Below are 20,142 nucleotides of genomic sequence, written 5' to 3' on the forward strand. Positions count from 1 at the left end.
GAATGTTCGAATAGGACAGATGCGGTTGAGTCCGATAGAATGTAGGAGAGGTGAGATGATGCAACCAACATTGAAAATAGACCATTTGACAAAAGTAATCGGTAAGAAAACAATCATCGATGACATCTCGTTCGATGTATTCCCAGGTGAGGTGTTCGGATTTTTAGGTCCGAACGGGGCCGGCAAAACGACGACGATCCGGATGATTGTCGGGTTGATTAAGCCGACGAAAGGGACCGTCTCGATTTGTGGATTCAGCGTCGAACGACAATTCGTTCAGGCGATGAACCAAATCGGGGCCATCGTCGAGAATCCGGAGCTGTATAAATTCATGAGCGGGCGTGAGAACTTGAACGCCTTTGCCCGGATGTTGCCCGGTGTCGATGAGACCCGGATTCAAGAAGTGATCGACCTCGTCGACTTGACGGCGCGGATCGATGATAAAGTGAAGACCTACTCGCTCGGAATGCGGCAACGGCTCGGTATCGCCCAAGCGATGTTGAACAATCCCCGCGTCTTGATTCTTGATGAACCGACGAACGGGCTCGACCCGATGGGGATTCGCGATCTTCGACTCTTCATCCGCCGTCTCGTCGAAGAGACTGGACTGAGCGTCCTCGTCTCGAGCCACATTTTGGCTGAGATTGAACTGCTCGCGGACCGCGTCGCCATCATGTCGCGCGGGAAAATCGTCAAAGTCGGGACGGTTGACGAATTGATTCATGAGTTGGCGTCGACTGTCGATGTTCATGTGGCCGACAGTTTTGAAGTCTTGCCGATTGTGCGCGGTTTCGAATCGATTGAGCACGCCGACGTCGTCGACGAGCGCACGATTCGCGTCTCGATGAATCTTGAAGAGACGGCCCGCTTGAACCGCTATTTGCTTGACCGGGGAGTCGACGTATTCGGGCTTGAACGACGCGTCCAGACACTCGAAGAATTATTCATCTCATTGACCGGGGGTGACCATATTGTCTAATCCGTCAATACTTGGCCTTATTCGGAACGAAGTTTTAAAGATCCATAAGAAGCGACGACTCCTCGTCGTCTCGATCATCTTGATTGTGCTCGTTTCGATGTTCACGTATGCGAACTATCGTCAAATCGAGAAACAGCGCGAAGAACAAGGGACGATCGATTGGCGCGTCGACTTGCAACAAGAGATTGTCGATACGCAAAACCGGCTCGCCTCGGCGAACGTTCAGGACGAGTTCCGTCAAATCTTGGAGTTCCAGGTCCAACAGAATCAATACTACTTAGATAATGATATTAACCCGAACTATCCCGGGGCTCCGACGTTCATGCGAGTCTTCTTCTCGCAAGGGACGACGCTCGTGCTGCCGCTCTTCATCATCGTCTTGATGGCGGATATCGTCAGCGGTGAACACAATGACGGGACGATCAAGACACTGTTGTCTCGGCCCGTAAGACGATTCAAAATCTTGCTCGCCAAATGGATGACGACGCTGCTTTATACGTCGATTCTCATCTTCATCACGGCGTTCGTTAGTTACGCCATCTCCGGCATCGTGCTCGGTTGGGACGGATGGACCGCCCCGATTTTGACCGGCTTCCAGGCCTCGTCGACGGGGACGTTCTCGACCGACTTCGTTCATACGCTGCCGATGTGGCAATACTTGCTCATGTCGGTCGGACTATCTTGGTTCGTCGTCGCAGCCGTCGGGACGATTGCGCTCATGATCTCGGTCATCGTTAAAAACACGGCGACAGGGATTGGGATCATGATGGCCGTCCTGATTTCAGGACCGCTCCTCACGTCGCTCGGGTCGAATTGGGACAGCTCGAAATATTTGGTCAACGTCAATTTCGGTCTTCATACCTATCTCGAGGGGCAAGCCCCACCAATCGAGGGGATGACGTTGCCGTTCTCGCTCATCGTCATATTCGTCTGGTCGCTAGCGGCTCTCGCGTATGCGTTCTACCATTTCACACAAAAAGATGTCTATTGATGACTGGCGTCACCTTCCATGGTGACGCTTTTTTTGTTACGGCTGATACGACTAGAGAAGAGGACGGGTTAGTCCAAATGTCTTAATAATTTGAATTGTCAAAATAATTAAAAAGTTGGATACATTAAATGTGGGAAACTATGTAAAGTAGGAGACACCACATAAGGAGGGAAACACACATGAAAAAAGTTTTATCTACATCACTCATCGCAGGAGTCTTGCTCGTGCCACAACTCGTCGGCGCGGCGGAGCTCAAGTCGGGCACGTTGACGAAACCATCGAACGAAGCCCCGACGACGATCGTCAAAGAGTATGCGAAAGCGAAAGGCGAATTCAAAACGCTCGAATCGAAGCGTGACAAAGTCGGACAAGTTGTCAAATTACAACAGACGGTCGACGGAGTGCCAGTCTTCGGTGGAATTGTCGTCGGTGTCGTCGATAACGATGGCCAATTGAAAACGGTCGTCGATGATACGAAACAACTTAAAGGATTACATAAATCGATCAAGCTGAATGAGCAAAAAGCGGTCGCTCGTTATAAAGAGCTTGTCGGCCACAAAGGCGCATACGAGCTTGAGCCGGCAGCGGAACTCGTCGTCTATCCGAATGGTGAAGAGGCGGTCTATGCGTATGAAGTGACCGGGACGATCCTTGATGCGGATGAGCCGTCACGCTGGACATACTTCATCGATGCGGCAAGCGGGAAAGTATTGAACAAATACAACCAATTGGCGCACGCCAAACCGACGAACGGCGTCACGGGTACGACATTTACGGGAACGGGAATCGACGTTCTTGGTCAGAGCCAAACGTTCAAGACGACGAAGAGCGGTTCATATTACTATCTCCAAGACTCGACGCGCGGTAAAGGCATCTATACGTATGACGCCGGAAACCGGACGCGCCTTCCTGGATCGCTCTGGGCCGACGCTGACAACGTCTTGAACACGACGTACGACCGGGCCGCTGTCAGTGCCCATGTCAACGCGACGAAGACGTATGACTTCTTCAAGAACACTTATGGACGCAACAGTTACGATAACAACGGTGCGGCCCTCAACTCGACGGTCCACTATAGCCGTAGCTACAACAATGCGTTCTGGGATGGCAGCAAGATGGTGTACGGTGACGGGGACGGTCAAACGTTCACGTACCTCTCTGGTGCCCTCGACGTTGTCGCTCACGAATTGTCACACGCCGTTACAGAATACACGGCCGGTTTGATCTATCAAAATGAATCGGGTGCGATCAACGAGGCGGTATCGGATATCTTCGGTACGGTCGCGGAATATAGTGTCGGCTCGAACTTTGACTGGTTGGTCGGGGAAGACATCTACACGCCTGGCGTGGCTGGGGACGGTCTCCGCTCGATGTCGAATCCGGCAGCATATGGTGACCCGGACCACTACTCGGTCCGTTACACGGGGACGCAGGATAACGGCGGCGTCCACATCAACTCGGGAATTGTCAACAAAGCGGCTTATCTCTTAGCGAGCGGCGGGTCACACTACGGCGTCTCGGTCCAAGGCATCGGCGTCATGGAGATGGGGGACATCTACTACCGTGCCCTCACGGTCTACTTGACACCGACTTCGAACTTCTCAAGCCTACGTCAAGCCGTCGTTCAATCGGCCAAAGACTTGCACGGTGCGACGAGCACGCAAGCAGTCGCAGCGGCGAAATCGTTCGATGCGGTCGGCATCAACTAAACTTGATTCAGTCCTTTTCGCTTCGGCGGAAAGGATTTTTTTGTCGCTATTTTTTTGAAAGAATAGGGTAAATAGATGTTGTACTTAGAATTCAATCGAGTCAAGGAGGACACATGGATATTCAAACTTTTCGCATTGACCATAAAAATGGGATTCGTCTCAGCGATTTCCCGACCACGATACAAGATCGCCCATCTGACGAGACGTTACAAAACGAGTTGATTCCAAAGAGCGTGGAGCGATTGAAAGAGTTGCATTGGAAGCTGTACGCCGAATCGAAGAAAGGGATCGTTGTCGTCTTGCAGGCGCTCGACGCCGGCGGCAAAGATGAGGCGATCAGTTATATCTTTTCGAACTTGAACGCGCAAGGGTTGAAGACGAACGCGTTCCAAAAACCGTCGGACACGGAAAAGAAACACGATTACTTGTGGCGAATGCATGACCTCATGCCAGAGCGGGGGCAGGTAGGCATCTTGAACCGGTCGCATTATGAAGAAGTGATCGCTCCGCGCGTCCATGACCTGCTCGGGGAAGAGGTCATCCCTGATGAAGAGGACAAAGAGTCGGTATGGAAGGTCCGTTATCGCCAAATCAATGACTTTGAACAATATTTAGATGAGAACGGATTCAAAGTCATCAAATTTTTCTTTAACGTGTCAAAAGAAGTCCAGCGTGACCGCTTGCTTGAACGACTGAAAGATCCAAGTAAGAACTGGGAGTTTTCATTCAATGACGTCGAAGAGCGAAAGCATTGGGATGATTACCAGGATATCTTTGAGGATATGTTATCGAACACGGCGTCGAAACATGCACCCTGGTTTGTGCTCCCGGCAGATGATGACTGGTACGCCAGATATATCGTCTCCACGATTATGATTGACGTCCTTGAAGACATCGATCCTAAATTCCCGACATTTACGGAGGACGAACAGGACCGGATTGATGAAGCGATTGAAACGCTCGAGAATGAGTGACCTTTGTCGACTCCGTGAACATCCATTTCCCTACTTGCACTGAAAACGAATTCACGTTACAGTGGACGTATAAAATAAGACGTCAGACATCTGTACGAAGGAGCAATGAGAGTGGGGAATATTAGTTTATTATTTGGTGGCGTGGCACTGTTCATTAACAGCCTCGTCTTATTCGGGAAAGTGGACGTCAAGAGTGCGGGTGTATTCAGTCTCTTCACAGGACTGTTGCAGACGTTCATCGCGACGTGGCTCGTCATCGGCGCGAGTTCGGCGGAAGTGTTCGGATATGCGAGCATCTATTTGTTCGCTTTCACCTATTTGTACGTCGGTGTGACATTTTTGTTCGACCTCGACGGACGTGGCGTCGGTTGGTTCTCGCTATTTGTTTCGATTTCAGCCGTTTTTTATGCCACCATCTCGTTCACGACGGGCGATGTGATGGGCGCCGTAACCTGGTTGTTCTGGTCGTTCCTATGGGGACTGTTCTATGTAGGGATGGGTCTTGGGCGCCAAATTGATGGGTTGACGGCCCGAGTCGCATTCGTGCTCGCTTGGTTGACACTGATCGTCCCGGCGCTGTTTGGACTGGCCAACTTGATGACACCGCTCTATGACGTGATCTGGTGGGCAGCGAGCGGCACGACGGTTCTCTACATTGGGTTCACGATGTGGCGAGGCCGCCGAGTTCTTGAAGTGACACAATGAATGACGCTCTTCGTGAGCGTCTTTTTTTACGTATTCAATTGTGTCTAAAGTGTGAAAAGTGGGAATGAGGTACGTAAAGGAGGCGACCACGGATGAGTGACGGCTTAATTTTATTGATGGGACTATTATTATGCGGATGGATGCTGTTTGCGGTCGTGTTTGATGATACAATTAAAAGAAGAATTTAACGGACCGTTTCCTTTTTGGAACGGTCTTTCGTTTGAGGAGTGACAAGGATGGAACAAACACCAGTCATCGTCCTCGTCGGACCGACCGCTGTCGGGAAGACGAAGACAGGAATCGAGCTCGCGAAAGCGTTCAACGGTGAAATCGTATCGGGCGACTCGGTCCAAGTGTACCGCGGGATGGATATCGGTTCGGCAAAAGTGACGGTCGAGGAGGCGGAAGGGGTTCCGCATCATTTAATCGATATCTGTGACCCGGACGAGGCGATGAGCGTCGCCAAATTCCAGACGTTGGCCCGAGCGGCGATCGATGACATCTACGCGCGCGGGAAATTGCCGATTTTAGTCGGTGGGACCGGTCTCTACATCAGAGCAATCTTATATGACTATGAGTTCACGGAGCGACCGGTCGACCATGAATTGCGCGAATCGCTCGAGTTAGAGGCGGAGACAAATGGTCCTGAAGCGCTGCACGCCCGCCTGCAGTCGCTCGACCCAAAACGGGCCGAGAGCATTCATCCAAATAACGTCCGCCGCGTCATCCGTGCTCTTGAAGTCGCGCTCCAAGGCGACGCCCAGGCGATGGATAGCCTCCCCTCCCAGCATTACGCCTACAAATTGTTTGTGCTCCACGCCGACCGGGACGTACTCTATGAGCGTATCAACCTTCGTGTCGATTTGATGCTCGAAGCGGGTCTCATCGAAGAAGTCGAACGTTTGCTCGCAGCTGGTTATCGGGATACGCAGGCAATGCGGGCCATCGGTTATAAAGAAGTCGTTCCGTACCTTGATGGATTGATGACCCGAGAGCAGATGACCGAGACGCTCAAACAGCACACGCGCAAATTCGCGAAGCGTCAATTAACATGGTTCCGTCATCAATTTGATGGGATTTGGGTTGATATGGGAAGAAAATCATTTGAACTATCGTATCAAAATATTTATGATGAAGTTGAGGAGTTTTTTCGAAAATTCCGATTATTTGAAAGAGACATAGACTAGGGGGAATGCAACATGAAGGCTAGCTATAACATCCAAGACCATTTTTTGAATCAATTACGTAAAGAAATGGTGCCGACGACCGTCTTTTTAGTCAGCGGATTTCAAATTCGGGGAGTCATCAAATCGTTTGACAACTTCACGGTCATCGTCGAATCAGAAGGGCGCCAACAGTTGATCTATAAACATGCGATTTCAACGTTCTCACCAGCGCGGAACGTCACGTTGTTCGAACCGGAAGCGGTCGAAGTGACAGAAGGATAATTTAAGGCATAAAAAAGAGCGGCCCGGGGACCGCTCTTTTTTATGCCGTTTTGACGTTCGGGTCGAGATCGAGTGCTTCAATCACACGATGGACGGCGCAACCGCCGAGCAGTGAGTCGAGCTGGTCACAGAGCTGTGTCGGTGCCGACCGATACAAGTGGGTATATGTCCGCTTCCAAGATCGTTCTGCCGATTGAATCCGCACGAGCAAGTCAGCATGACCGAGTTCTTTCAGTTTCTCGATGTTCATCCGGTTCGTGCGTGCGAACGCCGATAAGACGACGGCTTTGGCGAGCGGTGTTTGGATCGGATAACCGGCGACGAGCAGGACGGCCATCGCCCCTTTCATTTCATGCTCGATGACCGAGTCGACGAGTTGGTCTGGCGTATATGGGTTACCGGCATGCCCCGAGACCGCCGTGACGAGCTCTTGATGCGAGACCGGGCAAGTCGATGCCTGTAAAATGCTTGCGATTGTCGAATGCGTAGTGGCGTAACGTGTCGCTTCCCCTGTTGCGATCAACCGTTCATACGTATCTACCAATGAAATCATGTGAGTTCCCCCTTTATCTAACTGCCTTTATCGTAACAATTCTAGTAAGCGCTTTCAATATAATTCAGGAAACTTCTGGCCCTATAACGAAAGTATGTTCGCCTCGAAGCGGAAAACACGATACAATGGGCAAAGAGAAGAAGGAGGGCATTGCACATGAACTATTACCAACAGATTGATCCAATTGCAGGGGGCGGATTCGACCGAACACGGTTCCAACTTCCGACCGTAGAGAAGTCGGCGACACGGCTATCGGACCTGACAGACGGAACACCGGTTCAGACGAAAGCGCTCGTCAGTACGGTCGAAGTTCGAGAAGGCAAATCCGGGGCGAAATGGTTACAGCTCAATTTGACGACCTCGAGTGGACTCATCCGTGCCAAGCAGTGGTTGCGCGGCAATGAAGATCAATTGTTGCCGATTTACGAGTCAGGCGTCATCGAGCTCGAAGGGAAAATCGACGTCTACCCAAAACCGGACGGCGCCAAATCGATTACGATCGACCGGGCCAAACCGATTGCCCGGGACGAAGCGGTATCGTTGTTGCCAGGTCTTCCTGGAGACGAGACGATGGAACAATACGCCGACGAGCTGTTCGCGATTCTGTCGACGCTCTCGCCAGACTATCAAGCGATCGCGATGTCACTGCTCGACCGCTATTGGGACGATTTCGTTCTCGCACCGGCCGCACTGTATCATCATCATAACTATGTCGGCGGCCTCTTGAAGCACACGGTCTGTATGCTTCGACTTGGTTATCGGTTTCAAGAACAAGACGACCATTTGGCGATGGCGTTCCGGGTCATCAAAGAAGCCGAGCAGTTGCACAAAGTAGACGTATGGAATACGATGAACGGTGTAAAAGTTGAACAGGCGTTCCGCGGCACGTTCGAGTCGCTTTACGCGGCCTGTGAGGCCATCGCCGAGTTGAAAGAGCCACTCCGTTGGGACGAGCTCGCGCTCGGGATTTTGTTCCATGATATCGGTAAGTTGTTCGAGTACAGTCACTTGCTGTCGTCCCCGAACCGGTTCGAGCAACTGTTCTCGGTCAGCGGCACGAGTGAGACGACCGGGATCTCCATCAACCCGATGGGAAGCTTGATCGGACACATGCCGTACGGCGGACTTTTGTTCGAGAGAAGTCAACAAGCTGCCGGCGTCACACTTCCGCTCGACGTCCATCACCGGATTTGGCATATGATTTTGTCCCACCACGGCAAGCGCGAGTGGGGCTCGAGCGTGTTACCGGTCACGACGGAAGGATGGATGCTCCATCTGATCGACTTGTTGGATGCCCGTTATGAGAAGTGGGCGCGGGTCCACGAAAATTTATAAGGTGAGGTGCAGTACATGATTCCCGTGCAATTGGTGACCGGTTTTTTAGGCGCCGGAAAAACGACCTATATGAATCGCTTGCTAGAAGCGACGGACGAGCGATTGCTCGTCATCGTCAACGAGCTTGGCTCAGTCAATATCGACGAACAGTTGATCGTCAAGATGGACCAAGAACAGATTGAGTTATCGAACGGTTGCATCTGTTGCTCGATTCAAAGCGATTTGAGTAAGACGTTCTATCAGCTTGCGTCCAAAGATACATTTGACCGCATCGTCATCGAGACAACTGGTGTCGCCGATCCGGCACCGATCATCCAGACGATCTATTACGATGATTACTTACGGACACGGTTCAAGCTGACGGCGATTTTGACGGTCGTCGACGCTAGTCAAATGGACCGCGAATTGTTTATAGAAGGAATCCATCAAATCGCCTATGCAGATGTGATTCTGATGAACAAAGTCGACCTCGTCGATGACGTCACGCTCGAACAAGCGCATGAACGGATTAAAGCACTAAATCCGACCGTTCGGGTCATCGAGACGGTCCAGACGGTAGGGGACTATGACTTGACGGAAAATACGTTCCAGCTTTCACGAGTCGACGAGCAACTCCTCGGTCGACTGACAGCAGGGCACACGTCCGTCTCTTCACTACGGGCCGTGACGCTCACGACCGACGTCCCACTACGTCGGGAACGTGTCACGCAATACGTACGCGAGGTGCTCATGCACTATGAGGACGATGTCTATCGCTTGAAGGCGATTGTCCGTTTAGACGGAGAAACATCAAAATTCGTCGTCCAAGCGACAAATCAACTGATGGGGGCGACGTTCGCCAACGAACCGAGCGACGACTCGCGTTCCGTCTTCGTCTGGATCGGGAAGAATCTCGATCGAGACGCGCTAGCGCGCGGATTACAAGCTTGTGAGGTGGATGCATGATGAAATTGATGTTGGTCGATGGGTTTAATCTCCTGTCGCGTTATTATTTTGCCACAGAGCGTCGTCGGGCGCTCGATCCCGATGTGACGTTGAAAGGACTGCTCCGTAAAGTTGACGGGTGGACGAACGACTTCACGCATATCGCCTTCTTTTGGGACGGACCACGCGAGACGACGCATCGTTACGCCCTGTTTTCGGACTATAAAGCGACTCGCACCGGCTTACCGGAACCGTTGTTCCACGATTACGTCAAGTTGCGGGCAGCGTTGAGCGAGCGCGGCATTTTTCAGTCCGAGCTCGCCGGATATGAGGCCGACGATTTGATCGGGGCCGTCGCGACCGCGTTCCCGGGTGAATCGTATATGTATTCGTCAGACCGTGATTTGCATCAGCTGCTTTCCCCGAACGTGTTTCAAATCGTCCCGAAAAAAGGGGAAGAGATGATGATGAACCAGGACATATTCGAGACGACTTATGGAATACGGCCCGGACAGTTCGTCGATGTGAAAGCGCTCCAAGGTGATGCCTCGGACAATATTCCAGGCGTCCGCGGCATCGGACCAAAGACGGCGACGATTCTTGTCCAGTCATACGACACGGTTGAAGCGCTGTATGACATCTTGAGACAAGAAGCACTCCAAGAGGCGCATCGGAAGTTTGCGAAGAAGCTCGACGGGCAAGAAGAAGTGGCGCTCTTGTCGAAACGTCTCTCGCTCATCGATATCCATGCACCGATCGAAACGGATTGGGAGGCGTATCGCTTTGGTTCACATTTATTTTGATGCGGCGACGAACCAAGAGGCGGGTGAGAACGGTCTTGGTGTCTGGGTCAAGACGACGGACGGCACCGTATCCACGTACATCGCCAAACGTGTCGGGCTGACGAGCGTTCAGGCCGAACTCGCCGCGCTCGCGTTCGCCCTCGAAAAAGCGCATACGCTCACGGACGAATCGACGTTCATGTTCTATTCGGACGCCGAGACGGTCGTGCGGGCGCTCGAGCAGCGGTTCTTAAAAGACCAAGCGGTGCGTCCTTTGTTCGTCAAGGCGCTGACGCTGTATGACGAATTGCCAAACAAGTTCATCAAATGGATCCCGCGGGCAGAGAACCGGGCCCATGACGTGGCGAAACAGGCATTGTTGATCGGATGAGAGTCGGGCTTTGGCCCGACTTTTTGTCAATTGCAGGGGAATGATTTCTTTTTTGCAAAAGTTTCGCTAAAATGAAAGCGTAGTCAAAAAAAGAGGGGGAATTTTCATGGAATATCGGATCGAACGGGACACGATGGGGGAAATCAACGTTCCGGCTTCAGCCAAATGGGGAGCCCAAACACAGCGCAGTCTAGAGAACTTTAAAATCGGCACGGAAAAGATGCCGCTCGAGGTCGTGCATGCCTTCGCGATTTTGAAAAAAGGTGCCGCACTCGCCAACGCCGAGCTCGGTGTGTTGGAGCAAGCGAAAGCCGACGTCATCGCCGAAGTCGCCGATGAGATCGTCGCCGGGAAACATGACGCCGAGTTTCCACTCGTCGTCTGGCAAACGGGTTCAGGGACACAGTCGAACATGAACGTCAACGAAGTCATCGCCCATTTGGCGAATGATAAGTTGAAAGAGCGTGGTCAAACGCTCACGATTCATCCGAACGACGACGTCAACAAGTCGCAGAGCTCGAACGACACATATCCGACGGCGATGCACATCGCCGCCATCCTCGCTGTTGAGGACCATGTGTTGCCGTCAATCGAGGCGCTCCACGCGACGCTCGCGAAGAAGGCCGAGTCATTCATGGACATCGTCAAGATCGGTCGGACGCACTTGCAAGACGCGACGCCAGTCACGCTCGGTCAAGAGATCAGTGGTTGGGTCCGGATGCTCGAGCTGTCGAAACAGATGATTGAGCGTACGCTCGAACCGTTGACAGAGCTCGCCCTCGGCGGGACGGCAGTCGGGACGGGGATCAATGCTCATCCACGGTTCGGAGAAGTCGTGGCCGAGAAGATCTCGCAAGAGACCGGAAAACGTTTTATCACGGCCGTCAACAAGTTCCATGCGCTCACGAGCCACGATCAGCTCGTGTTCACACACGGTGCCTTGAAAGCGCTCGCCATGGATGCGATGAAGATTGCCAACGACGTCCGTTGGCTCGCTTCTGGCCCGCGTGCCGGTATCGGTGAGATCTTGATTCCGGAGAACGAACCGGGCAGCTCGATCATGCCTGGTAAAGTCAACCCGACTCAGAGTGAGGCGTTGACGATGGTCGCGGCCCAAGTGCTCGGCAATGATGCGACGATTGGATTCGGGGCGAGCCAAGGAAACTTCGAGTTGAACGTGTTCAAACCGGTCATCATGTACAACTTCCTCCAGACGTGCCGCCTGTTGACGGACAGTCTTCATTCGTTCGACGTGCATTGCGCCGTCGGCATCGAACCAGACTTAGACGTCATCGCGCACAACGTCGATCGTTCGCTCATGCTCGTGACAGCGCTCAACCCGCATATCGGCTACGAGAATGCGGCTAAAATCGCAAAACTAGCACATAAGAATGGGACGTCTTTAAAAGAAGCGGCGCTAGAGACAGGACTATTGACAGAAGAGCAGTTTGACGAATGGATTCGTCCAGAAGAGATGACATCTCCTAACCTAAAAGTTGGAAAATAAGAAAAGAGCGGTCGATGACCGCTCTTTTTCATGATGTAATGGGTCATAAGCACTATCTTATTGTCAAACAATGGGCGGAAAATAAGTAAATAGTTGTATTTTCGTGGATAAAGTCGCATAATCATAGACAGAAGAACATATCGGGGAGAACGAAACTGGGGGGGTCGGGAATGAAGCAGCAGCAACTCACAGATCGTATACATACTATTTTGACGCAAATCACGAGCGCGAGACAGATTCAAACATCAGAGATCGAGTTTTTATTAGATTGGATGAAGCAAGAAGTGAAGCGTCGCCGCTTGATGCACTTGCTTGAGATTTTCAGTCGTGTCGAGTCTGATGTTCGTGAATTGCCACCGGTCTTGACGCAAGCGGAGGCGATGGCTTTGATTGCCCCAGTGAAACGTTATATCCATACCGTCTTAGGCATCGAGCAGGAAGACGAGGATCTCGTCCTTGTTTTAGCTAACAGTTTTTCTACGTATAGCCGGTATAAACCGCGCGTCGAAAAGCTCGGGGCGCGTCCTGTCTTCTTGCAGACGTTAGAAGAGGCCGTCGAATATGACTATGAAGATGTCCCGAAAGCCATCATCATGGACGTCGAGTTGTGGGCCCGCTTCCCGGAGCGGTCGATTCAATCGTTCGTCAGCAAGATGAAGAAGCTGTATGTCCCGCTCATCGTGATCGGCACGAATGAACATTATCGCCTCGCCGCCTATTCTTACGGCTTCGATGACTATTGGGAGGAATGGGTACCGATGGAAGAACGACTCGTTCGTCTCGGACATCATATCGAGAAGGCTCGTCTCGTCTCGAACGCGCTCCTCGTCGATGAATTGACAGGCGCGTTCAACCGAAAATATTTGAAAGCGACGTTTAGCCGTTTCATGTCCCGACTTGAGCGCTCCGGTGAGAGCTTCACGCTCGCCCTGCTCGACATCGATCATTTCAAACAGTTGAACGATACGTTCGGTCATGCTTACGGGGACGAGGTGTTGCATCGCGTCGCCGAGGAAGTCCGTCTCGCCATCCGCTCGAGTGACGAATTGATTCGTTATGGCGGGGAAGAATTTCTCATCATCCTAAACGTGTCCGAGCGTCACGTCGTCGATGCGGTGCTTGAACGGGTCCGTAGGCGCATCGAGGAGATGACATTTACATATGAACATCACGTCACCGTATCGATCGGCTATACACGGGTCTGTCAGACCGGTATGACGCTCGGCGAGTGGTGTGCTTATGCCGATGAGGCGCTCTACAAGGCGAAGCGCGATGGACGCAATCGAATCATCCGCTACTCGTCAGCCGTCCGCGAGGAGAAACGGCTCGCTTACGTGACGATGAGTCCTGAGAAGTACGCTTTGCTCGCTGAGCGCTTGCCGAAGCAGCATCGTCGCTACGAGGTCATCTATCGCCCTTACGACCGTTACGCCTGTAACGATCATATGGAAATGTTTATTCTCGATGACTCGGGCACGAACGAGACGAGAGGGACCTTGTCAGCCGTCAAAGAGCAACGCGGCAAGTACAGCCACATCTTGGCCGTATCGAAACGAACCGCGCTCGAGCTCGGGGCGCTGTATGATGACTTGGCCGAGCAGGACCATCAGGACACGATCACTGAAAAAATCGAGCAATGGCTCGAAAAATTACCCGATTAGAAAAGGGACGTCGACTCAGTCGATGTCCCTTTTGTCATATTGACGGAATGTGAAGCTATAGGCATGCCGTTCGTCGGCCGGATGAAACTGTTCGTTCGTCACGATAAGACCGTCCGGAAGGGACGGATAAAACGTGTCCGCCTCGAACGTGCCATCGACCTCGGTGACGAAGAACCGGTCCGTTATCGAAAGCGTCTGCTCATAGAGCGTCGCGCCACCGATGATATAAAGGTCTGTCGTCTCGTCTTTAAGCGACTCGAGGTCGTGCCACACATCGACACCTTCAGCCGAAAAGGTGCGGTCCGACGTGACGACGATATTGCGTCGGTTCGGCAGCGGCCGACCAATCGATTCAAACGTCTTTCGTCCCATGACGACCGTTTGACCCGTCGTGACAGCTTTGAACTGTTTCAAGTCATCGGGCAGGCGCCACAACAAGGCGTTATCTTTCCCGATTTCCCGATTGCTCCCGATGGCGACGACATGGATGATCATACGCTCACTTCTCCTTTAATGTGTGGATGAGGGTCATAGCCGACAATCTCGAAGTCTTCAAACCGGAAGTCCTCGATGGATGACACGTCACGCAGGATGTTCAATGTCGGGAGCGGTCGTGTCTCACGCGTCAATTGCAGCTTCACTTGTTCGAGGTGATTATGGTAAATGTGGGCGTCGCCGAGCGTATGGACGAAGTCTCCGACCTCAAGCCCGGTCACATGGGCGACCATATGCGTGAGCAAAGCGTAAGACGCGATATTGAACGGGACACCGAGGAACGTGTCAGCGCTTCGTTGATAGAGCTGGCACGACAATTTGCCGTCCGCGACGTAAAACTGGAACATGAGATGGCACGGCGGCAACGCCATGTCTTCAAGTTGCCCTGGATTCCAGGCCGAGACGATGAGTCGGCGCGAGTCAGGGTTCGTTTTGATTTGCTCGATTACTTGCGCGAGCTGGTCGACAGTCGTGCCGTCTGGTTTCGGAAACGAGCGCCACTGAGCCCCGTAGACAGGACCGAGATTACCGTCCTCGTCGGCCCACTCGTTCCAAATACGAACCCCGTTGTCTTGAAGGTATTTGACGTTCGTGTCGCCGGTGATGAACCAGAGCAGTTCATGGATGATGGAACGCGTATGTAATTTCTTCGTCGTGATCAGGGGGAACCCGTCCTGAAGGTTGAAACGCATCTGGTAGCCGAACACGCTCGTCGTCCCGGTCCCGGTGCGGTCTTCTTTGACGACCCCGTTCTCGAGGATATGGGTGCATAAATCATGGTATTGTTTCATGTGGGAAGTCCCCTTTCTCGTTCAAAAATTTACAAAAAGACGCACTCATTATAACACAATATATTGACGACATAACGTTTCGATTTCTATATACAGATTTTGCAAGCGATAATTATCTCGGATTTAACATGAAACCATATCGTAATGGGAGGGACTAATCTGTATGGAAAGATGTGGTCTCAGGTAGCTTCGTTATGTTTCGATTCGCATACAAATAAACGTCTCCGAAGATATCGACTTGATCACCTTGAACACGAAGTGCACAATCTTTGTTCGACAAATAGATTGGTAATTCTTCGGATAAGAGGGCGAGTTCTTGTTTGACGATGTGCATGTGATGTTCGAGATCGAAGTGGGAGAGCACCGAAAAATCGTTGAGGGCCACGCCCTGGAAAATCGTTGGGGTTGAAACCTCATAACCCATGAATGGCGAGCATAACCAAGACAAAGACATATTGATTGCGCCTGCACTAGCGCCTATGACGATGGCCTCGCTTTGTTGAATCGATTGGATTAGGTCATATTCATGTATGAACTGATTTTGCTTGACGGTGTCCCCACCTAACAAGAAGATCATCGAAGCTGCTTTAAGAAGATGTTTTGCATTAGTTCGGTCCGTTTCATAATTGATTACGTGATAGTCGTTGAACAAGATGCCGGCTTCCTGTAACCACGATAGCTCGATAACACCATTTTCCGCAGTTGAGGCAGGGTCCGAGCTGATCATTACGAGGGACTGCCGATTTGTCACGTCTCGTGATAAGGCATCTGCCAAATGAGTTGGGAAAAAATCGTTGAACCATCCAAGATAGTAGCACGTCTTCATAGTGAGCCTCCTTCGTATGGAAGTTCTTTCAATAAATTGATTAGAATCAATCTCATTGTAACCGAATTGGTTGAAATTTTTTCCATAAATAATATGTGATTGTTTATAATGAAGAAGACAAACGAGTTCACCTTGTCATGTTGATTGATGTACGTTCAAAAGGAGGATTATCGTGAAGAAGCAATCATTAATTTTCTTATTATCCGTATGCTTACTGAGCCTTGGCCTAATCGGAAATCTTGTTTTTGAAACGATGGGCTTTTTCTTAAATCCAACCATTCAGGTGATCAGCATCCCAATCGCATCCACTGAAGGGTACTTCATCCATGGACTTATCGCCCTTGCCATTACTTTTCTTGGGTTATTTCTGCTTCCTTTCGCATTGAATCGTAACAAAGTAAAAATCACTTCCGTTTTTCTGTTGGCGGTCATTCTTATTCCTCAGCTTGTTTGATGAAAAACTCATTCCAGGAACCAGATGACTTTTCCATCTAGTTTTATTTTATTGAGACGGTGAATTCATTAGTAACTACTGCACGTCTTAAGAGGAGGGTTACGATGAAAGCAGTGATTTGTACCGCATATGGGCCACCTGACGTGTTACAGCTCCGAGAGGTCGACAAGCCTGTGCCAAAATCGGATGAGTTGTTGATCAAAGTTCACACCACTGCCGTCCATTCCGGCGACCGTCGATTACGGGCTCTTGATGTACCGGCTCTAGGTAAGCTCCCGATGCGAGTCATCGTCGGTTTCAAGGCGCCGCGCCAACCGATTCTTGGTGTCGTCTTGGCAGGGGAGATCGTCGAGACGGGTAGTCGCGTTGAAGACCTCAAGGTCGGTGACCGTGTCTATGCGCTGACCGGGATGCGGTTCGGCGGCTATGCCGAATATGCGTGTGTCAAAGCGAATAAATGTGTCGAACGCATGCCGACAAACGCTAGTTTTGTCGAAGCGGCCAGCTTGCCGTTCGGAGGGACGACTGCCCTTCATTTTTTGCGCAAAGTGAACATCGAACAAGCGAAGACCGTATTGATTTATGGGGCTGCCGGGGCAGTCGGTTCGATGGCCGTTCAAATCGCGAAACATTACGGGGCTCACGTAACGGCAGTCTGTCGAGAGCGAAACTTCGAACTCGTCACAAGTCTCGGCGCGGACGTGGTGATTGACTACACCATAGACGGCTACGACGAGAAACTGACCACATACGACGCCGTGTTCGATGCGGCCGGGAAAATCGATAAGCGGTTGGCCCGGAAACATGTCGCCGAACACGGGAAATTCAGTTCTGTCGCCGGACAAGGACCTGCGAGTGAACGGAAAGAGGATTTGACTTTCCTGAACGATCTGTTTGAAGCCGGCCGAGTAAAGGCCGTCATCGATTCGGTTTATCCGCTCGAGGACATCGTCGCGGCGCACCGTTACGTTGATGCCGGAGGAAAGGCTGGAAATGTGATTGTGACCGTGACACAAGCAAATTGATTCAAGTTAAGCGACGTGCGTTTCATCAATCGTCCCTGTTTTCGCCACGTGGCTTATGGGGTATACTTGTGAAAGACAAATAAAGGGAGGGATTCGATGCAATTACAAGGTAAGAATGTCCTGCAAATCGTCAGTGACGACTTTGAAGACTTAGAATTATGGTATCCGGTCCATCGGTTACGCGAGGAAGGTGCAAACGTCATCCTCGCCGGCGAGAAGGCAGATCACGCCTATATCGGTAAGTACGGCGTTCCAGCCAAATCGGACATCGCGTTCGATGACGTCGACATCTCATCGTACGACGCTATCCTCGTCCCAGGTGGCTGGTCACCCGACTTGTTGCGCCGCTTCGATTCGGTGAAAGGGTTCGTCCGCTATATGCATGACGAGAAACGGCCAATCGGTCAAATCTGTCACGCGGGCTGGGTATTGATTTCAGCGAAGATTCTTGATGGTGTCAACGTCACGAGCACACCGGGTATTAAAGATGATATGGAAAACGCGGGTGCGATTTGGCACGATGAGCCGGTCGTCGTCGACGGTCATATCGTCTCGAGCCGCCGTCCGCCTGACCTGCCTGACTATATGCGGGAATTCATTAAAGTCATGGCCAAGAACTGAAAATAGAATAAAGGGGTTAACGACAGTTGAGACTTAAATCGAATCCAGTTCTCCGTAAATCAATGGAGACAACAGCTTATAGCGCCACGCCGATGACGAAAGCCGGTACGTGGTCGAAAGTGTTCACGCTGCTCTTGCTCGTCACGGCAGCCGCCGGGACGACGTGGATGCTCGTGCCGACAATCGGGGAGGCGTTATTGTTCCCGCTCATGATCGGCTCGCTCATCCTCGGCTTGGTCTTAGCACTCGTCATCACGTTCAAACCGAGAACGGCACCGGTCGTCGCGCCATTGTATGGTATTGTCGAAGGGGTGTTCGTCGGGTTGATCTCGTACTTCTTCGAAGCGATGCTTCCGGGCATCGTCGGCCGTGCCGTCTTGACGACGTTCATCGTCGCGTTCGCGATGTGGTTCGTCTACTCGACGGGTCTCGTCAAAGTGACGCAAAAGTTCCGCGCCGGTGTCACGGCCGCGATCTTTACGGTCATGTTGCTTTATCTCGTTCAAATCGGGATGAGTTTCTTCGGTTCAGGACTCCCGTTCATGACGGGCTCGTCACCGCTTGCCATCGGCGTGCAATTTGTAATTGTCATCATCGCCTCACTCGCGCTCGTGCTTGATTTCGACTATATCGCTCGTCAAGTCGAGAGCCGGGCTCCGAAAGAGCTCGAATGGGTCGCGGCGTTCGGGTTGATTGTGACGCTCATCTGGCTCTATATTGAAATTCTTGATTTACTGTATCGCCTCGCCATGCGCGACTGATCATCGGCCTTCGGGCCGGTGATTTTTTATGAAAGGAAAGGATGTGAAGCCGTCATCGAACCGATGATGGCGCTACTGTTATGAAAAAAGTGATTGTGATTGGATCAGGAATCGTCGGCATCTCGACCGCGTACCATCTGGCCGGGAAGGCCGACGTCACCGTCATCGACCGTAAAGAGAAGGGCCGTGCGACCGACGCGGCAGCAGGCATCGTCTGCCCGTGGATCGCCCAGCGCCGGAACAAGGCGTGGTACGCGCTCGCCAAAGGGGGCGCTCACTACTACGCGACCGTCGTGGACGATTTGAAGCGAGAAGGAGAGACGGAGACCGGCTATAAACGCGTCGGGACGCTCGCCTTGCACGAAGACAAAAAATTGAACGAGATGCAAGAGCGGACGGCGCTACGCCGTGAAGAAGCCCCGGAAATCGGCGATTTGACCCGGATGACGGCAGAAGAAGCGAGAGCGCTGTTCCCGCCGCTCTCGGACGAATATGACGCCCTTCTCGTCGAAGGAGGGGCACGCGTCGATGGGGAGAAGTTAAGAGCGGCGCTCGAACGGGTCGCCGTAAAACGCGGTGTGACCTTGATTGACGGTTCGGCCGTGCTCGTTGAAGCGGACGGCTATCATGTCGAATGTGATGGTATCCGCTTTGAGGCGGATGAAATCGTACTCGCCTGCGGGGCGTGGTTGCCCGAGTTGATGGAACCAATCGGGTACACGGCCCGTGTCGCCGGGGAGAAGGCGCAAATCGTGCACGTGCAGCTACCTGATACGGACGCATCCGACTGGCCGGTCGTCATGCCGCCGCGGCGCCGCTATTTGCTCGGATTTGAAGAAGGACGAATCGTCATCGGCTCGACGCATGAGCGGGACAAGGCGTTCGACGCACGACCGACGGCGATCGGGATTCATGAAGTGCTCTCAAAAGGGCTAGAATCGGCCCCGGGACTCGCTGAGGCCGAACTGATTGAGACGCGGGTCGGCTTCCGTCCGGTCACGCCGAACTCGATCCCGATTCTTGGCCGCGTGCCTGGAGCGGAGCAGTTGCTCGTCGCGAACGGTCTCGGCTCGTCCGGTTTGACGGTCGGCCCGTTCATCGGGAAAGTGCTCGCCGACCTTGTTATAAGCGGAGATTGTGAGCTCGATCTATCACTCTATCCAATCGAGGAATCGGTGTTTAGAACGAAAGACAGCTAATCATAAGAAGG

At 52.1% G+C, this 20,142-nt stretch carries 22 protein-coding genes; 18 read left to right on the forward strand and 4 right to left on the reverse strand.

What is annotated here, in order from left to right; all coding sequences use genetic code 11:
• Positions 1–58: 58 nt before the first annotated feature.
• The 7 genes from AC13H5_RS07140 (at position 59) to hfq (ending at position 6,806) form a co-directional block, all read left to right on the forward strand.
• Positions 59–979: an ABC transporter ATP-binding protein gene (locus AC13H5_RS07140; RefSeq protein WP_483546550.1), complete on the forward strand. Its 921-nt coding sequence runs from the start codon at positions 59–61 to the stop codon at positions 977–979.
• The gene (locus AC13H5_RS07145) at positions 972–1,970 is read left to right on the forward strand and encodes an ABC transporter permease (RefSeq protein ID WP_034777418.1); all 999 of its coding nucleotides are present in this window, start codon (positions 972–974) and stop codon (positions 1,968–1,970) included. Before AC13H5_RS07140 ends, AC13H5_RS07145 begins: the two co-directional genes overlap by 8 nt.
• 179 nt (positions 1,971–2,149) lie before the next feature.
• Positions 2,150–3,679 carry a M4 family metallopeptidase gene (locus AC13H5_RS07150; protein ID WP_214708587.1) on the forward strand — a complete coding sequence of 510 codons (1,530 nt, stop codon included), beginning with the start codon at positions 2,150–2,152 and terminating at the stop codon, positions 3,677–3,679.
• Positions 3,680–3,792: 113 nt separating this feature from the next.
• Positions 3,793–4,653, forward strand: coding sequence for a PPK2 family polyphosphate kinase (locus AC13H5_RS07155; RefSeq protein ID WP_034777421.1), 861 nt, complete (start codon positions 3,793–3,795; stop codon positions 4,651–4,653).
• Between the two features lie 111 nt (positions 4,654–4,764).
• The gene (locus AC13H5_RS07160; RefSeq protein ID WP_034777422.1) at positions 4,765–5,358 is read left to right on the forward strand and encodes an AmiS/UreI family transporter; all 594 of its coding nucleotides are present in this window, start codon (positions 4,765–4,767) and stop codon (positions 5,356–5,358) included.
• A 236-nt stretch (positions 5,359–5,594) separates the two neighbouring features.
• The gene (gene miaA / locus AC13H5_RS07165) at positions 5,595–6,545 is read left to right on the forward strand and encodes a tRNA (adenosine(37)-N6)-dimethylallyltransferase MiaA (protein ID WP_483546510.1); all 951 of its coding nucleotides are present in this window, start codon (positions 5,595–5,597) and stop codon (positions 6,543–6,545) included.
• A 12-nt stretch (positions 6,546–6,557) separates the two neighbouring features.
• Positions 6,558–6,806, forward strand: coding sequence for an RNA chaperone Hfq (hfq, locus tag AC13H5_RS07170; protein WP_021067304.1), 249 nt, complete (start codon positions 6,558–6,560; stop codon positions 6,804–6,806).
• 40 nt (positions 6,807–6,846) lie between these two features.
• Here the strand turns inward: hfq and AC13H5_RS07175 are convergent, their stop codons facing one another.
• Positions 6,847–7,359 (reverse strand): hypothetical protein, encoded by a 513-nt coding sequence (locus tag AC13H5_RS07175; protein ID WP_138859499.1) that lies wholly within the window; start codon positions 7,357–7,359, stop codon positions 6,847–6,849.
• A gap of 156 nt (positions 7,360–7,515) precedes the next feature.
• On the opposite strand from AC13H5_RS07175, the gene AC13H5_RS07180 reads away from it, so the two are divergent.
• From AC13H5_RS07180 to AC13H5_RS07205, 6 genes are all read left to right on the forward strand, one after another.
• Complete coding sequence (locus AC13H5_RS07180) at positions 7,516–8,694, forward strand: DNA-binding protein (protein WP_214752836.1); 1,179 nt, start codon at positions 7,516–7,518, stop codon at positions 8,692–8,694.
• A gap of 15 nt (positions 8,695–8,709) precedes the next feature.
• The gene (locus AC13H5_RS07185; protein ID WP_034777428.1) at positions 8,710–9,639 is read left to right on the forward strand and encodes a CobW family GTP-binding protein; all 930 of its coding nucleotides are present in this window, start codon (positions 8,710–8,712) and stop codon (positions 9,637–9,639) included.
• The gene (locus AC13H5_RS07190) at positions 9,639–10,421 is read left to right on the forward strand and encodes a 5'-3' exonuclease (RefSeq protein WP_138859497.1); all 783 of its coding nucleotides are present in this window, start codon (positions 9,639–9,641) and stop codon (positions 10,419–10,421) included. The genes AC13H5_RS07185 and AC13H5_RS07190 overlap by 1 nt, the downstream gene beginning before the upstream one ends.
• On the forward strand, positions 10,402–10,791 hold the full coding sequence (locus tag AC13H5_RS07195) for a reverse transcriptase-like protein (RefSeq protein WP_215190153.1): 390 nt from the start codon (positions 10,402–10,404) through the stop codon (positions 10,789–10,791). The genes AC13H5_RS07190 and AC13H5_RS07195 overlap by 20 nt, the downstream gene beginning before the upstream one ends.
• A 106-nt stretch (positions 10,792–10,897) precedes the next feature.
• Positions 10,898–12,298 (forward strand): class II fumarate hydratase, encoded by a 1,401-nt coding sequence (fumC, locus tag AC13H5_RS07200; protein ID WP_034777433.1) that lies wholly within the window; start codon positions 10,898–10,900, stop codon positions 12,296–12,298.
• A gap of 170 nt (positions 12,299–12,468) precedes the next feature.
• Positions 12,469–13,959 (forward strand): GGDEF domain-containing protein, encoded by a 1,491-nt coding sequence (locus AC13H5_RS07205; protein WP_138859495.1) that lies wholly within the window; start codon positions 12,469–12,471, stop codon positions 13,957–13,959.
• 15 nt (positions 13,960–13,974) lie between these two features.
• Here the strand turns inward: AC13H5_RS07205 and AC13H5_RS07210 are convergent, their stop codons facing one another.
• The 3 genes from AC13H5_RS07210 to AC13H5_RS07220 form a co-directional block, all read right to left on the reverse strand.
• Positions 13,975–14,454: a dihydrofolate reductase gene (locus AC13H5_RS07210; RefSeq protein WP_034777436.1), complete on the reverse strand. Its 480-nt coding sequence runs from the start codon at positions 14,452–14,454 to the stop codon at positions 13,975–13,977.
• Positions 14,451–15,245, reverse strand: a complete 795-nt coding sequence (locus tag AC13H5_RS07215; RefSeq protein ID WP_034777438.1) for a thymidylate synthase — start codon at positions 15,243–15,245, stop codon at positions 14,451–14,453. Before AC13H5_RS07215 ends, AC13H5_RS07210 begins: the two co-directional genes overlap by 4 nt.
• A gap of 154 nt (positions 15,246–15,399) precedes the next feature.
• Positions 15,400–16,071 (reverse strand): Type 1 glutamine amidotransferase-like domain-containing protein, encoded by a 672-nt coding sequence (locus tag AC13H5_RS07220; RefSeq protein WP_483546511.1) that lies wholly within the window; start codon positions 16,069–16,071, stop codon positions 15,400–15,402.
• 172 nt (positions 16,072–16,243) lie between these two features.
• Between AC13H5_RS07220 and AC13H5_RS07225 the strand changes: the two genes are divergently transcribed.
• The 5 genes from AC13H5_RS07225 to AC13H5_RS07245 all read left to right on the forward strand — a co-directional run bounded on the left by AC13H5_RS07225 (position 16,244) and on the right by AC13H5_RS07245 (position 20,131).
• Entirely contained in the window at positions 16,244–16,525 is a 282-nt protein-coding gene (locus AC13H5_RS07225) for a hypothetical protein (protein ID WP_138859493.1), read from the forward strand.
• Between the two features lie 104 nt (positions 16,526–16,629).
• Positions 16,630–17,550, forward strand: a complete 921-nt coding sequence (locus AC13H5_RS07230) for an NAD(P)-dependent alcohol dehydrogenase (RefSeq protein WP_483546512.1) — start codon at positions 16,630–16,632, stop codon at positions 17,548–17,550.
• Between the two features lie 96 nt (positions 17,551–17,646).
• Positions 17,647–18,171 carry a type 1 glutamine amidotransferase domain-containing protein gene (locus AC13H5_RS07235; RefSeq protein ID WP_034777442.1) on the forward strand — a complete coding sequence of 175 codons (525 nt, stop codon included), beginning with the start codon at positions 17,647–17,649 and terminating at the stop codon, positions 18,169–18,171.
• 26 nt (positions 18,172–18,197) lie between these two features.
• Positions 18,198–18,932, forward strand: a complete 735-nt coding sequence (locus AC13H5_RS07240; protein ID WP_214752847.1) for a Bax inhibitor-1/YccA family protein — start codon at positions 18,198–18,200, stop codon at positions 18,930–18,932.
• An 80-nt stretch (positions 18,933–19,012) separates the two neighbouring features.
• Entirely contained in the window at positions 19,013–20,131 is a 1,119-nt protein-coding gene (locus AC13H5_RS07245) for an NAD(P)/FAD-dependent oxidoreductase (RefSeq protein WP_483546513.1), read from the forward strand.
• Positions 20,132–20,142: the final 11 nt, after the last annotated feature.

The sequence above is a fragment of the Exiguobacterium sp. FD-YE-25-4 genome, from assembly GCF_057004685.1.

Bases quoted from the DNA above. Each gene is read 5' to 3' on its own strand.
- AC13H5_RS07185 (WP_034777428.1), top strand. From the start codon at position 8,710: ATGATTCCCGTGCAATTGGTGACCGGTTTTTTAGGCGCCGGAAAAACG.
- AC13H5_RS07190 (WP_138859497.1), top strand. From the start codon at position 9,639: ATGAAATTGATGTTGGTCGATGGGTTTAATCTCCTGTCGCGTTATTAT.
- miaA (WP_483546510.1), top strand. From the start codon at position 5,595: ATGGAACAAACACCAGTCATCGTCCTCGTCGGACCGACCGCTGTCGGG.
- AC13H5_RS07215 (WP_034777438.1), bottom strand. From the start codon at position 15,245: ATGAAACAATACCATGATTTATGCACCCATATCCTCGAGAACGGGGTC.
- AC13H5_RS07235 (WP_034777442.1), top strand. From the start codon at position 17,647: ATGCAATTACAAGGTAAGAATGTCCTGCAAATCGTCAGTGACGACTTT.
- AC13H5_RS07245 (WP_483546513.1), top strand. From the start codon at position 19,013: ATGAAAAAAGTGATTGTGATTGGATCAGGAATCGTCGGCATCTCGACC.
- AC13H5_RS07210 (WP_034777436.1), bottom strand. From the start codon at position 14,454: ATGATCATCCATGTCGTCGCCATCGGGAGCAATCGGGAAATCGGGAAA.
- AC13H5_RS07180 (WP_214752836.1), top strand. From the start codon at position 7,516: ATGAACTATTACCAACAGATTGATCCAATTGCAGGGGGCGGATTCGAC.
- AC13H5_RS07175 (WP_138859499.1), bottom strand. From the start codon at position 7,359: ATGATTTCATTGGTAGATACGTATGAACGGTTGATCGCAACAGGGGAA.
- AC13H5_RS07205 (WP_138859495.1), top strand. From the start codon at position 12,469: ATGAAGCAGCAGCAACTCACAGATCGTATACATACTATTTTGACGCAA.
- hfq (WP_021067304.1), top strand. From the start codon at position 6,558: ATGAAGGCTAGCTATAACATCCAAGACCATTTTTTGAATCAATTACGT.
- fumC (WP_034777433.1), top strand. From the start codon at position 10,898: ATGGAATATCGGATCGAACGGGACACGATGGGGGAAATCAACGTTCCG.
- AC13H5_RS07150 (WP_214708587.1), top strand. From the start codon at position 2,150: ATGAAAAAAGTTTTATCTACATCACTCATCGCAGGAGTCTTGCTCGTG.
- AC13H5_RS07140 (WP_483546550.1), top strand. From the start codon at position 59: ATGCAACCAACATTGAAAATAGACCATTTGACAAAAGTAATCGGTAAG.
- AC13H5_RS07220 (WP_483546511.1), bottom strand. From the start codon at position 16,071: ATGAAGACGTGCTACTATCTTGGATGGTTCAACGATTTTTTCCCAACT.
- AC13H5_RS07230 (WP_483546512.1), top strand. From the start codon at position 16,630: ATGAAAGCAGTGATTTGTACCGCATATGGGCCACCTGACGTGTTACAG.
- AC13H5_RS07155 (WP_034777421.1), top strand. From the start codon at position 3,793: ATGGATATTCAAACTTTTCGCATTGACCATAAAAATGGGATTCGTCTC.